We start from the raw sequence: 14,406 nt of genomic DNA on the forward strand, positions 1-14,406 counted from the left end.
TATAAACATGTAACTTACAGTCATTGCTAATCTAGCGAATATGATACAGGTTGGTTGATCCCGAATTAGCCGAACATATCCTAAAGAAAAAACCCGAACGATTATTTAACTAATCGTTCGGGTTTTTAGCAGATGAGGCCATCATTCATAGATGTCCTCATCTTAGTTCAATATGATATCAGTTTAATAGCTCTTACCTATCTCCAACACCGATAGTGATGGGATCATATTTGGTTTTAAATTTGCAAAATGAAGGTAGTAGAGGTGAGAGTGGACAGCCAGATGCATAGCTATTTTTATTGAACATTTTTTGAGTTTAAAAAGAACAATCATGAACAGTCTTGAAGCCGTCTATTTTGTGCAATTAAAAGTATCCTTCCATAATCGGCAGCGTTTCGGGCGCGGTTACGTTCAGCTTCGTGCAATCGATATCAATCTCGTATTCCGGAACGGAAATGGAAGCGATGCTTTTCTGATAAGCCTTAATGGACTTCGTTCCGTCCTCTGTCGAGAAGGTCCCTTCTACTTGTGCCCTCATGACTTTGTTTTGTTTAGTTGATGAAAAAAATATTCATCGAAAGTATATTTGAGCCACCTAGGATAGGTGGTTTTTTTGTTGCTTAGGGATAAAAATTTGACTACACATTATTCCAAGGGTACATAAATAAAACACACGGTAAAGAGTTAGGCTCCCAATTTGTAGGTTAACCAACTTACAGAAATACTTGAATAATTTTCCTGTGCGGGAGGAAATATAGGAAGAATGTCGAGGGTGTATTTTCTTGTTAGAATTTTTCTGACAAATGATTTTACCTTCCGAACATCATTATTTATTCAAAACGATTTGGTGGAAAGGTATGTAAAAATTAGCTGTAAAGGAATCATTAATATTAAGATCCGAATATAAAAAACGTAAAACATATGGTAAATGGGGGAGTATGATGAAAAAAATTCAAAAGGATATTCAGGAACTTGAGAGTGCCAGCGTACTGCTCCAAAATGGTCAAGATTGTGAACTCGAACAGAATATATCCGTGAATGAAGAGGTTTTGAAACAAGTTTTTGACAATTGTTCGGATGTTGTTTTTCGTCCAATCCTCGTAAATAGGCAAACCAAAATACTTCTGATTTATATAGATGGATTAGCGGATACAAAAATAGTGGATCAGGTTGTTTTGAAACCAATGATGTTCGAAGGGATGCCTAATGGATTAAAAAGTGTGGATTCAATAGGGAAAATCATCCAAAATCAGCTTATCGCTGTTTCTCAATTAAAGACGGTTTCAAAGGTTCGTGAGGTTATAGAGGGGGTAATGAAAGCTAATATCGTTGTTCTAATAGATGGGGAGAATCAAGCCCTGATTGCTGATTTAAAAGGGTTTGAAAAACGTAGTATTGAAGAGCCTGTTGCCGAAATCTCTGTTCGTGGCCCTCGAGATGGGTTTACGGAAACGCTAAGGGTAAATACGAGCCTTATTCGCCGAAGAATTCGGAGCCCAAGGCTAAAAATGGAACCCTATTCGATTGGGGAATTATCACAGACAGATGTGGTGATTGCCTACATTGAAGGGATTGCTCCAAATTCGGTTTTGGAGGAAGTTCGACAAAGGGTTCAGCGAATCCAAATTGATGGGGTGTTGGATTCAGCCTTCATTGAAGAGTTTATCGAGGATCAACCTTTTTCTCCCTTTCCGCAAGTTCAGAATACCGAACGGCCGGATGCAGTGTGTGCAAGCCTATTAGAAGGGAAAGTCGCCATTTTAGTGGATAACACACCTTTCGTTCTGATTGTTCCCATGACATTCTGGACAGGTCTGCAAGCAGCGGAGGACTATTATGAACGATCCATCTACACAACCTTTATTCGATGGATACGTTTGGCATTAATCAATGTCTCATTATTTCTTCCTTCTCTTTATGTTGCTATTACAACCTTTCATCCGGAATTGATCCCGACAAATTTACTTATTAGTATTGCATCGGCACGAGAAGGCATTCCATTCCCAGCTGTCATAGAAGCGCTGTTGATGGAATTTATGTTTGAGGGTTTGAGGGAAGCTGGCGTTCGATTGCCAAAACCCATTGGGTCAGCGGTCAGTATCGTAGGAGCACTTGTCATCGGACAAGCTGCCGTACAAGCAGGCATTATCTCGGCACCCATGGTCATTGTTGTGGCTACAACTGGTATTGCGTCGTTTGCTTTTCCACGCTACAACTTGGGAACAGCTTACCGGATGCTGCGCTTCCCGATGCTGCTATTGGCGGGGATGCTTGGGCTGTATGGCGTTGCTATAAGCACCATTGCGATTATGATCCATCTAACCAACATTCGTTCTTTCGGTATTCCTTATCTAAGCCCGGTTGCTCCTCAGATTCCTCGTGAGTTGAAGGACGTTTTGATCCGAACACCTCGGTGGAACATGACCCACCGCCCCAAATTAGTATCTGGAGAGGATAAAATGCGTATTCCAGATGGACAACAACCAGGTCCGAAACGGGGGGGAGAGACAGAATGATTCTGCACAAGGTACTTTGTATGATACTGGTCGTTTCTTTATTTTTCTTGACGGGCTGTTGGGATCGTAAGGAGTTAAACGACCTGGCAATAGAATTAGGCTTGGGACTTGATCAAGCGAAAAATAACGAGCTTGAAATCAGCGCTCAATTTATCATACCTTCAAAGATGGGAATGGGACAGAGTGGTAGAAGTGATTCAGGAAAACCATTTTTTATAGAGTCGGGGACTGGAAGGGACACACTTGAAGCTATACAAATGATACAAACAAAATTGTCAAGAGAAGTCTTTCGAGGGCACCATCGTGTGATTGTGATTGGAGAACAATTGGCTAGACACGGTCTCGCTAATGTATTAGATAACTATAGCCGCGATCCTGATATTAGATTACGGGCAGATGCGCTCGTAGTAAAGGGGAGTTCTGCAAAACAGTTTCTGGAAGCATCCTCCCCTTTAGAGAAAATCCCTGCACTTGGGGCACAAAAAGAACATGAACAAACAGGTGGATTGGGAGACAGGTCTTTAGTCAATTTTCTTATTGCCGGCACGAGTGAGGGAATCACTCCTATCTTGCCAGTTATTGAAATGATCCCTAGTTCTAATGAACAAGATCAACCGGGTACCAAAGGATTTCAAATTGTAGGTGCAGCGATTTTTAACAAAGATCTTAAATTGGTAGGATTTTTAAATAGACAGGAAGAGTCAACCTTGCTTTGGGTGGCTAATCGATTAAGTAAACAGACTATTACGGAGACAGTCCCACAAGGAAATGGAAATGCCAGTTTATATATGACGAAAATCGCCAGTAAAATAAAGCCCATTATTCGCGGGAACACCATCAAGTGTGACATTGTTCTTTCTGGTGAAGGAACCATTCAAGAGAACAATACGAATTTAGATCTTACGCTGCCTAAAAATCTTACTCTTTTAGAACATGTATTGGAAAAAAAGGCCGAGAAACAAGCTCTCCAAACCATTAAAAAGGTGCAAAAACAATACGGAACCGATATCTTTGGCTTGGGAGAAGCTATTCATCAAAAATATCCATCCAAATGGAAAGTACTAAAGAAAGATTGGGCCAAACAGTTTCGAAAAGTACAGGTCTCTGTCCATGCAAATCTGACCATTCGGCGAGCAGGTCTGACCGGACCATCTTTGCAGTTAAAGAAAAATGAAATAAAAAAATAAGGAGGTATATGGATTGTGAGAATTACAATGAAAATCTCTGGTACGCAAATCTTTTGGATGATGTTCACATTAGAAGTGGGTCAAACAATTCTTCTGATCATCCCATCTACAATCCGTACTGTTAAACAAGATGCATGGATCTCGATGTTGATTGCAGGGCTTGTTGGGATTGCCATTACTTTTCTAGCAACCAAACTCGGTTCGCTTTATCCGGATCAAACCATGATTGAATTTAGTCAAACCATTCTCGGTAAATGGCTAGGAAAGCTGATGGTGATTCCCTACTTACTTGTATGGTACGAGATTAATGGGATAACCGTCCGTGAATTTGGTGATTTCATTATTACCGCGTTGTTTCATAATACACCTTTGTGGGTTATTGTCTTTACTGCTATGTTACTGGTTATTTTTATCATTTACCAGGGTGGGGTGGAAGGCATTGGACGCTTAAGTGAAATCGTTGGGCCCATGGTGCTTTTAATGATAACGTTTGTAATCATTTTGAATCTTGGAAATATGAATTGGCATAATATGCTACCCATTTATCAGGATTCTGGATGGCTACCAATCCTTAAAGGTTCCTATACCCCTGTAGCGGCTTTTTTTGGAGAATCTGTCATGATGACAATGCTCGTCTTCTTTATGGACAAACCGGACAAAGCGTCATCACGGGCGATGTGGGGAGTAGGACTGGCCGTTTTCTTGGTAACGATCGGAACATTAGCGGTGATTTTAACATTCGGTCCGAATTTGCCTTCAAGATTTTTGTATCCGGTTTACGATTTGAGCCGTTTCATATCCGTCATGGAATTCATTCAAAATGTGGATATTCTGATTGTTATTATTTGGTTTTTTAGTATTTTTGTTAAACTGTCGTTATACATGTTTCTCGCATGTTATGGAACAGCACAAATGTTACACCTGAAGGATTGGCGAAAAGTAGCTTGGTTTCTTGCTCCTATTTCGTTTATCATGGCTGTGTCGATTAAAAATATCCAGGTATTTACCCATTATTATTACATGTTTTTCGTAATTCCAATTGCATTTCCCGTCTATGAGTTAGGGATTCCCTTGCTGTTGTTGGTGGTTAGCAAGATCCGAAGAAAATTTACTTAGCTCAATTGGTAGCTTGATTAAATGTAATGGTGAAAGGGTTTATTAAATGATATTCTAATTTTTTTTCAGATGGTAGTATGATCAGAGGTTTAATAAGTCTTTTTTCTATTTCATTGTTCTCTATTTCGGTTTGCAAAAGAAAGTATGGGCTGTATTTCAGGAGCCAAGGCCGGTTACGTTATCCGCTGTCGTATTAAAACCATCAAGGACTTGGATTGAAAGGACCGCAATGCGCATCAGTCCATTTTGCGCTTTTCTCAAATCCGCTATGTGAAGTTCACTTTGTGGTTTTAGTATGCAGAAAACTTCATTCAATGTTCGGAGTTTATTTACTAGGGTCAGATGATGAAGCATAAGACTTGTGATGACCCCTCATTTTTCCGTTGTAGAAGCCATACCGTAAATGCTTATCTATGTTCTTTTCCTTAATATATACAATTCGATTTAATACTACTTCATCACCCAAATTCCTCACTTACATACAAGATAGCTGATTCCTGAGTTATCCATGCAGTGCCTATCGAGGTATTCCCCCGAGAAGGAGTTTGATAATAGGGGCAGTATTCGTAATACATTTATCTCTCTAAGCTATTTTTAGAGACATAATGAGTCTTCTCTAATATTTATTAGGCGTGATTTAGGCAGTACTTTGGTTTTTAATCTATGGGATATTTTACTTTGGTTTATACCCTAATGCTTGGGACAATTCAAAAGTTTTTAGTTTTAGAGTATTTATGAAGTCTGATCCTTCAGATGAGTCAAGTACTCCTACCATAGATACAACGGTTAAAGCGGCTGAAATATCGCCATTCACATCAAATACTGGACAACTTACTGCAGTGATTCCTGGTAAAACTGTCCCCGTTGTTACAGAGAATCCCCTATATTTAATCTCTTGTAATTCCTCAAAAAATAAGGCAGAGTTCTTTCCAGCTTCTTTTAATTCTTTTTGTATTAATTGTTTTGTTCTTTCCTTTGGTAAATAAGCCGCAAATAACTTACCAGGTGCACTTTCGGTCATACTTACCTGTGAACCGGCCTTGATACCTAAATTGACAGCACGATTGCTTGCTTCCCATCTTAGAAAGAAAGGGCCATTTTCCCCCCAAATCGCTAGGGCTACGGTTTCATTTAGGAATTCTTTTAAATTTATCAGATAGGGAAGACAAATCTCTTGAATATCAAGTTGTTCTGACGCTTTAAGACCGAGAAGTATCAAATCCATGCCCAAACAATATTTTAAATCCGATCTTTTATGGAGAAAACCACTGCGGGTAAAACTGGTAAGATAACGATGAAGTTTACCTTTCGGAATGTTACACAAAACGGATATTTCCGTAACAGTAAGGGGACGTCCCTCTTCCGCTATTCTTTTAAGAATATCCAATCCCAACTCAAGGGACTGGATACCATGTCCTTTTGCTTCAATCATTGTTATTAAATCATACCTTTCCTGTTCTATATCTTTAGATTAACACTCATCCTTCACACACTTCAATAATGAGAAATTTACTTTTTGAACAGGCTTTCGAAAGGAAGAAAAAACAGATTGGAAGAACGCTTCGTCGTGCTCAGTTTTTATGTGTTAATTACAGTAAAATTTATTGGATGGACGAGTTAAATTGTTTGTTTTTCTGTTCGTGGTGAGGTTTATGAGCTAATTTGTGGCCTTTGCCTGTTAGATGCTTACCAAGGCATAAACACAATAAAAGCAAACTTAAAATGAACGATGCTAAGAAAAAGTCATGATAAGTCATAGATAAAGCAATGGATTGTTTTTCTTGTTCATTTTGAATCGTTTTTGTCAGAACGATCATTTTAAGATTGGAAGCAGAATCCTCTTTTAAAACCCAACCGATGAATACAGTTAATGCAATATATAAGGAATATCTAATAAACTGAACAACTGTCATTCTCTTTACTAAATCGGGCAATGCCCCCCCTAAAGCTGCACCCATAAGTCCAGATCCCGTGGTTATACCGATCCCAGCAGTCAAAAGAGTTAAATCCAAGGCCATCAACATGAACGAATAGGGCTCCTTTAAGTAGAACCATTGAAGGCTGACTGTTGCTATTGCAAGCGAGCCAATCATACCAAGCAGTCCGGGACCTAATTTGTCGTATAGTAAGGTGCAGAGCAACGCAGCCGCGATTACACCAATAAATTGGCACATATACAATAATAACAGCTGTTTTGTAGGGATACCGTATACATTTTGAAGTAGTCCCTGTAATGCTAATAACGTACCGGCCATCACGGTATTGCTTGTAATGGTAATCAGCATTCCTAACAGGGGTTTTGGATGCATAATCAAATGGAAATCTAAAAGAGGATTTTTCGCCTTATATTCAACGATGAATAAAACAATTAAAGTTAGAAAGATTCCCCCAATTGTGAACCAAACATTAAATGGTGAACCAACCCATTCTTGAAGGTGATTGAATGCGGCTAAGGTTGAAACAGAGATAATTATCATAACGGTTATACCTAGTATATCCATTGATCGATGATGACTCTCCGGATGATGGGGATGTTCATCTTGTAAAAAAAGACGGCATAACATCATCCCAGTTAAGGAAATTGCCCCAGCTATATAAAATAACCATCTCCATTGTTTAATCATGATTGCAACATTCCCTAGAAACATCCCCATAATCACAGAACCAAAAAATCCACCCAAAAGTATAGTTAATGACAAATTTCGTTTATCGATTGGGAAAGAAAGGACAAGCATTGGAATCATGATCATAAGCATGACTCCTGTAGCGATACCTTGCATAAAACGTCCAACTGATAACCATTGCATATCCGTGGCGCTTGCCGCCAATAATGCCCCTAAAATAAAAAGGGTCATTGAGATTTGATAAGTTAAACGAACTCCAAGTTTATGTTTTAGTAAAGGACCTAGTGGAATAAATAAAGCAAATGCTATAGAGCCGATGATAAGTGGACTAAACAAAGAGCTTGTCTCTAGACCAAAATTTTTTTGAATAAGGCTTTGGACTGATGTGAGGGCACCATTTAGGATGAATCCTGGTCCAATAGCTAAAATAGCCAACAAAGATATTTTCCAATGTTTTTGCAATTTCATGTAGTTCCCTTTCTAAACTGTCTAAATTTGGGGGGTTATATTAATTTCTTTATAAATCCCGAAATTTGTTTATCATTAGTAAACTTAGTTTATTAATAGTTTACAACTTTTTTGTCCGGGTGTATATAAAAAAAGTGATGTAAAACATATTGGAATTTATTACGGGAGGAATTTCAAAATGAAAATTAAGGCGGCAGTTGCTCAAAGTGTTGGAGAAGAACTGAAAATGGGAATGTAACGGACTATAACATTGAAGTTACGAATACATTTGAAGTTATTGCAGGGAGGGAAACTCAATTACCATTGAAGTTGTCATTGAAGAATAGCCCTCAGAATCACGAACCTTCAAAGGAAGTTGAATCGCCCGTATTGGATACCAAAGTTGTATTAAACCTCGAACCGTCTTCTATTCCTAATGTAAGGAACATCAATCGAAGTATTGGGCCGGTTGATTCTATTGCCCTTCCTGAAAACCCTACAACGCTCAGCCAACCAACAGCTGCAGCGAAAGTTTCACTATCAGATTCACATGTTAAAGTAATTATGGGTTTAGCCATTTTTGGACTAATTTACATTGTTATTGTTTCTCTACAGATAAATTTCCTATAAACATGATTATTATGATTGTTGAATATGGGAGGGTTTGACAACATGGATGATATCAAATTGCAAAAGCTATTGGAACGTCAAGAATTTTTGCTAAAAAAGAAAGAAAAGCTCGATGAGGAGCTAAAGACCGTTAGCAAGAAAATTAAAGACCTGGAGCAGGAGCAGAAGGTGAAAAGTATAGAAGATACAATTATCGTTATCAAAGATCGAGGAATTGATATTAAAGATGTTATAAAAGAGATTCAGTTAGGTAATTTAGATTATTTGAAAAAGAAATTAGAGAGTGAAGCCGGGGATGATGGTGATGATAGTATAGATGAAAATGAGAAGTAACTTGGTGGTTGAATCGTACGTATGGTAAGGGCTATGAGGGATACTTAATTAGTTTGAAATGAAAATCCACTAGTTTTTCGGTGGATTTTTTGTCTTCTAAATCTAGAGAAGAATTCAAGAAAGTATCGATGTTATCTCATAGATAATAATGTATAGTAGCAGTTTTCGATCCATACGATGCTTTAGAAATTATTTTTAATTTTGATCGACAAATAAAACAGGCAGCACCAAACTCTAGTAATCCTTTGCTCAGGTAATCTTATCAACACCAATGCAGGAAAATAAAAACACATATTCATCCAGACCGGTGTTTGACTTGTACTCGATCACAATTGAAATAGAAGAAGATGGTCAAACTATATCCGTTTGAGAGAACAGATTGGTACATAGTAAATATTTTAGATGAGAGCATTGTCACCAAGGATGCAAACCAATTCTTGAAGCTTTTAATTATTGTTCTGTCCGACGTCTGTACAATGTTTATATTATTTCTGCTATGGCTCTTTCAAGATATGCTCAAACCACTGCAGAATCTCATTATTGCTATGAAGCTGCTTTACTGGTTTTTTTGTGCGCTTGGCAGTGCAAACGTACTGAAGAGAGGAATATTGTGTTAGAAACATAGAAATATTGTCGTATTAGTTGCGGTATAACAAAGGTAGAATAAGTATTGTAACTAAGTTTTGTAAATATTTTCTATTTTTTTCGGGTGGTGATTCAATATCTGCATTGTAAAACACGATAAAATGTAAGCGTAACCAATCTAAGGGAGGTAGTTAAATGGGCTTCAGAATTAGAAGATCGCTCCAACTTGTGTTGATTGTCACATTAGCGACGATAGGTATCTTATCAACACAGATTGTAAGCTCGGATACGGCATCGGCTAATAGCGTTTGGCCACGTCCGGTTATTGTTCCCATTCCGGATTCAGTCACAGGCGTAGCAAACTCGAAGGTGCTTCTTAACGGTACATGGAAATTCACAACAAATGTTCCAACGAATTTTTGGTCCAATACAGTTGATCCGTCAAACTGGTCAAATGCTATTGTCCCAGGAGATTTGGCAGTTCAAGGATTTACGATCAATAGAGACGTCGAATACCCATACAAGAAAGAAATCAGTATTCCAGCCGATTTCAGCGGAAAAAAAATTCTGCTTCGTTTGGAGGGCGGATACGATTACGCCCGAGTATGGGTGAATGGTAATTTTGTTAGAGATCATGAGGGTGCTTTTACCACATGGGATTGCGATATTACCAATTATGTAACGCCTGGACAGACGGCTACTGTAACGATCGGACTAACGGCACGTAATGCAGATACAGCTGTGGAATACAGGCATTCGAGAGGGCTTGTGAGAGATGTCTCTTTGATTGCCCTTCCGAAGGACAATTTGACAAGGTTGCATTTTGATACGCTCTTTGATTCCACGTATACGAACAGTACACTGAACGTTAGTGCAGCAATGGAGTTTGGAGTTGCTAATAGCGGGACTATTAATTTGAAATTGCAAGACCCGCTCGGCAATCCGGTCGCAATTAGTCCGTCATCGATCAATCTTACATCCGCATCGCCCGAAGCGACCGTAAACATACCTGTAAGCGCTCCCGTGAAATGGGATCAGGAGCATCCGAACTTGTATAAGCTGACTGCTCAGGTTACAGTTGGCGGTAGTGTCGTTGAGACAGTGAGCAATAACGTTGGCTTTAGAAGCGTCAAATGGGTTGGCAAAGATATGTTTGTAAACGGTCAACGAATTGTGTTAAGGGGCGTAAATTGGCATCAAACAAACCCGACATTAGGGCTCACATCTAATAATGCAAACGATGAAGAATCTTTGAGAAAATTGAAGGCTGCCAACATCAACATGATCAGAACGGCCCATTTCCCACAAACCGAATATGTATTGGACTTATGTGATAAACTCGGGCTGTATGTAGAGTCGGAAAATTCGGTGTTTTTTATTGGAAGTCAGGGGGTAGCTCCGGGCAGTTCGAGTGATCCAGCTTTTACGAGCAGGTACGTTAATCAATTGTCTGAAATGGTGGAGAGAGATAGATCCCATCCTTCGATTATTATGTGGTCGATCGGCAATGAAAGCACAGAGTGGGGAAGCAATTTTCAGAAAGAATATGACTATATCAAGGCTGAAGATCCGAGTAGACCGATCATTTTCAGTTACGAATGGGATAGTACCCTACAAGATATTAGTTCTTGGCATTACCCGGATGTCAATAATAGTATGACAGGCACCTATAATAGGCCCCTATTTTTGGAAGAGTACGCTCATATTAATTATTTTGGAGACAATGATGGAGCGTATATGAAAACAGACCCGAGCGTAAGAGATTTTTACGGCGAGGAACTGAAATATATTTGGGAGAAAATGTATAAAGCGCCTACTAATCTAGGCGGGGCCATATGGATGTCCAATGATGCCACCTATTATGGAGCGAATGGTCCTGTATACAGAGATAGTGATCATAGAGGCTCGCTTTATGATTGGGGTATTCTTGATGTATGGAACAGGGAGAAACCGGAATGGTGGAATGTGAAAAAGGCGTATTCTCCAGTCGTTATTAATGAAAATAAGAAAGAAGTATTAAATCCAGGAACGGGTAATCCGCTTTCGATACCTATTCAGAACAGATACAATCATACGAACTTAAATCAAATCCAATTTAAATGGACCGTTGGTACGAGTACTGGCAGCGTAACGGGTCCGGATATGGCGCCAGGCGGCAGCAAAGGTTTCCTCGTATTGCCTTCCAGAAGTTGGGTGGACGGCGATGTTGTGAATGTCAAGGTGTACAATGGTACTGAATATGTCGATGAATACAACTTTACGCTCGGATCACGTGTGATTAAATTCCCAGGACCGCAGGGAACAGCACCAGCTGTTACATCGGATACCTCCAATTATTATGTAAATGGCAGCAATTTCTCGATCACATTCAGTAAAACTACGGGCATGGTGTCGAGCGCCGATTACAATGGAAGTAACATATTGACTGGGGGGCCGTACCTGAATCTGGGCAATTCGAACCTAGGTGCATGGACGTTTACATCTATTAACCACTCGGCAACTGTTGGCAGCGAAGCAGTGATGACCATTGTTGGCAAGTATGGTGGTACTTTGAATTGTACCTTTACGGTCAAAATCGATGGTAGCGGTCTCATAACAACAAGCTATGCATTAAGTGGAACAATGCCGACAACCTTATCTGGTGGTCTGTCTGAAGTAGGGGTTGGCTATGATGTTGTAAACACAGCCGATCGAATTTCGTGGAAGAGAAACGGCACATGGAGTGCCTATCCATTGGATTATATCGCGAAGAACGAAGGCACCGCAAGTAAGGTGAAGGTCACTGGAAGCGATACGTATCTTGCCAAACCGCAATGGGCATGGTCGCAGGATGAAAAAGATTACTTCCAGTTCGGAATCAATGACACCGGCGGCAGGGGAACGAATGAATTCAGAGCTTCCAAGAGAAACGTTTATTTCGCCTCATTAATACTTGCTGGATCTAACAAGCGGGTGAAAATGGAAGGCGATGGTGAGGGTTCTGCAAGAGCTAGTATTAATCCGAATGGTACAATTCGGTTCAACATGAATAATGAATGGGCAGGAATGACCCAAGGCTGGGGGGCAGGTTCCAATATTACGAAAAAAATATCCGTAAGTTCAGGGTATTCGAATACGGTTAAAATGCGTTTAACCGATAATGACAACTATACAGAGACGAGCAACGCGCTTACAAGCATAATAGCGCCTGCACCTATCGAAGCGGTCATCGGATCTGCAAAAACCGCGGCAGCCCTTGGTTTGCCCCAACAAGTAGGACTAATAACTGAGGCAGCTTTGGGAAGTACGAATGCTGATGTGACTTGGGATTTAAGCGGCATTAGCTACGATCCGGTTGTCAAAACGGCGCAGGCCTTTACGGTACCTGGTACTGTAACATTGCCTAACGGACTTGAAAACCCGAACAACGTGCCATTGACAACAAGTATTAACGTGACTGTAGATAAGATTCCTTCTACACAAATGACGGCAACAGCGACGAGCCAGGAAACGGACGGCGAAGATAATAGTGCGTCCATGGCGATTGATGGGGACCCAACTACGATATGGCATACCAAATGGGATGAATCCGATCCTCTTCCACAATCGATTACGTTAAATCTTGCAGGAACCTACAAAATTAATAAGTTGACGTACTTGCCAAGGGAATCAGGCAGCAACGGAATTATTACAGCCTATAATATATATGTAAGTACGGATGGGGTAACCTTTACCAAGGTTGCAAGCGGAAACTGGGCAATTGACAACGAGGAGAAAAACGTAGCTTTTACATCGATAAATGCGTCATATGTTAAGCTCGAAGCAACGGCGGGTGTCAACGGGTGGGCAAGCGCAGCGGAGATTGGTGTAAGTATAGAGCCGTTGACAATGCCTCATACGGTTATATCCGGAGCAGATAAGGTGACGTCTGGTCAAACATTTGAAGTAACGATGGGAATTAGCAACGTCACACAAAGCGTGTACCAGCAAATGAACGCTCAAGATTTGACGCTACACTATGATCCAGCGAAGTTGCAGTTCGAATCGGTTACATCGTCTAAAGATGGATTCCAAGTCATCGATCAAAAGGAGTCAGCGCCGGGACAAATCCGGATTGTGGCTGCCAGTGTGGGCGCGAACCAAGGGGTGCCTGCCCAAGGGGATCTGCTTGCGTTCAAATTCAAGGCCAAATCTTTATCCCAAGCAACCAATACGACCATTTCCGGAGGAAGTGTAGTGATTGCGAACGGACAGGGGAATGAGCTGCAGGTCGGCGGATCCTCCCGAGAAATACAAATCAGTATACCTAGTACACCTGTAGATAAGTCGCTCCTGAATGCATCGATCGCAAACGCTCAGGCGAAGTACGATGCAGCGGTGGAAGGCAATGGGGACGGCCTGTATGCGACGGGCTCCAAAGCACAATTGCAGTCGGCCATCAATACGGCGCATGCGACAGCAAACGATCCAAATGCCACTCAGCAGCAGGTGGATAGCGCGAAAGCCGTATTGGAAGCGGCCATCCAAGTATTCGACAGCAAGAAAATAACCGCAAATGTCAATGGAGACGGAAGCATCTCTATTGGAGACTTGGCTATTGTTGCAGGGGCATACGGCAAACAACCAGGTCAAGCGGGCTGGAATGACAAAGCGGATGTGAATCATGACGGTAAGGTTGATATTGAAGACCTCGCTATCGTAGCCAAAGCGATACTGCAATAAACATTATTTTGCAAATGTTAAGAGGGGGAGATATGTCTCCCCCTTAGCTTATTACCCGAAATGGAGAGGTTCTAAATGAACCGCAGACGTCAGCATTCCTGCTAGCATTTCTATCGAAGGTGGTGTCGAATCGAAGATTTAGCCAATACGTTAAGATCAGAGCGGTCACTCTTGTCTTTTTTATGCGCTCAACACCTTGAGATTTTCATAGTTGGAGGGGATGAATTTTGATAAAATGAACTATTATATTTTCTAGGCGGTGATATC

At 40.5% G+C, this 14,406-nt stretch carries 8 protein-coding genes; 5 read left to right on the top strand and 3 right to left on the bottom strand.

Annotation, left to right across the window (positions count from 1 at the left end):
• Nucleotides 1-364 precede the first annotated feature (364 nt).
• Entirely contained in the window at nucleotides 365-538 is a 174-nt protein-coding gene (locus AC3WU2_RS13140; RefSeq protein ID WP_492454772.1) for a hypothetical protein, read from the bottom strand.
• A 400-nt stretch (nucleotides 539-938) separates the two neighbouring features.
• Here AC3WU2_RS13140 and AC3WU2_RS13145 point away from each other — a divergent pair, with 400 nt between their 5' ends.
• The 3 genes from AC3WU2_RS13145 to AC3WU2_RS13155 are packed head-to-tail and all read left to right on the top strand — an operon-like array spanning nucleotide 939 to nucleotide 4,819.
• Complete coding sequence (locus AC3WU2_RS13145) at nucleotides 939-2,516, top strand: spore germination protein (protein ID WP_492454774.1); 1,578 nt, start codon at nucleotides 939-941, stop codon at nucleotides 2,514-2,516.
• Nucleotides 2,513-3,703 (top strand): Ger(x)C family spore germination protein, encoded by a 1,191-nt coding sequence (locus AC3WU2_RS13150; protein ID WP_492454776.1) that lies wholly within the window; start codon nucleotides 2,513-2,515, stop codon nucleotides 3,701-3,703. Before AC3WU2_RS13145 ends, AC3WU2_RS13150 begins: the two co-directional genes overlap by 4 nt.
• Before the next feature lie 27 nt (nucleotides 3,704-3,730).
• Nucleotides 3,731-4,819 carry a GerAB/ArcD/ProY family transporter gene (locus tag AC3WU2_RS13155; RefSeq protein WP_492455301.1) on the top strand — a complete coding sequence of 363 codons (1,089 nt, stop codon included), beginning with the start codon at nucleotides 3,731-3,733 and terminating at the stop codon, nucleotides 4,817-4,819.
• Nucleotides 4,820-5,492: 673 nt separating this feature from the next.
• Here AC3WU2_RS13155 and AC3WU2_RS13160 read toward each other — a convergent pair.
• Complete coding sequence (locus AC3WU2_RS13160) at nucleotides 5,493-6,251, bottom strand: IclR family transcriptional regulator (RefSeq protein WP_492454778.1); 759 nt, start codon at nucleotides 6,249-6,251, stop codon at nucleotides 5,493-5,495.
• Nucleotides 6,252-6,420: 169 nt separating this feature from the next.
• Nucleotides 6,421-7,911 (bottom strand): MFS transporter, encoded by a 1,491-nt coding sequence (locus AC3WU2_RS13165; protein ID WP_492454780.1) that lies wholly within the window; start codon nucleotides 7,909-7,911, stop codon nucleotides 6,421-6,423.
• Between the two features lie 651 nt (nucleotides 7,912-8,562).
• On the opposite strand from AC3WU2_RS13165, the gene AC3WU2_RS13170 reads away from it, so the two are divergent.
• Nucleotides 8,563-8,853 (top strand): hypothetical protein, encoded by a 291-nt coding sequence (locus AC3WU2_RS13170; RefSeq protein WP_492454782.1) that lies wholly within the window; start codon nucleotides 8,563-8,565, stop codon nucleotides 8,851-8,853.
• Nucleotides 8,854-9,633: 780 nt separating this feature from the next.
• Complete coding sequence (locus tag AC3WU2_RS13175) at nucleotides 9,634-14,139, top strand: glycoside hydrolase family 2 TIM barrel-domain containing protein (protein ID WP_492454784.1); 4,506 nt, start codon at nucleotides 9,634-9,636, stop codon at nucleotides 14,137-14,139.
• The last annotated feature ends 267 nt before the right edge of the window (nucleotides 14,140-14,406 follow it).

The sequence above is a fragment of the Paenibacillus sp. EB106-05-06-XG162 genome (genome assembly GCF_058791655.1).

What these genes read in the sequence shown, in the direction of transcription:
- AC3WU2_RS13145 (WP_492454774.1), top strand. Translation starts at nt 939, where the DNA reads ATGATGAAAAAAATTCAAAAGGATATTCAGGAACTTGAGAGTGCCAGC.
- AC3WU2_RS13165 (WP_492454780.1), bottom strand. Translation starts at nt 7,911, where the DNA reads ATGAAATTGCAAAAACATTGGAAAATATCTTTGTTGGCTATTTTAGCT.
- AC3WU2_RS13160 (WP_492454778.1), bottom strand. Translation starts at nt 6,251, where the DNA reads ATGATTGAAGCAAAAGGACATGGTATCCAGTCCCTTGAGTTGGGATTG.
- AC3WU2_RS13170 (WP_492454782.1), top strand. Translation starts at nt 8,563, where the DNA reads ATGGATGATATCAAATTGCAAAAGCTATTGGAACGTCAAGAATTTTTG.
- AC3WU2_RS13140 (WP_492454772.1), bottom strand. Translation starts at nt 538, where the DNA reads ATGAGGGCACAAGTAGAAGGGACCTTCTCGACAGAGGACGGAACGAAG.
- AC3WU2_RS13155 (WP_492455301.1), top strand. Translation starts at nt 3,731, where the DNA reads ATGAAAATCTCTGGTACGCAAATCTTTTGGATGATGTTCACATTAGAA.
- AC3WU2_RS13150 (WP_492454776.1), top strand. Translation starts at nt 2,513, where the DNA reads ATGATTCTGCACAAGGTACTTTGTATGATACTGGTCGTTTCTTTATTT.
- AC3WU2_RS13175 (WP_492454784.1), top strand. Translation starts at nt 9,634, where the DNA reads ATGGGCTTCAGAATTAGAAGATCGCTCCAACTTGTGTTGATTGTCACA.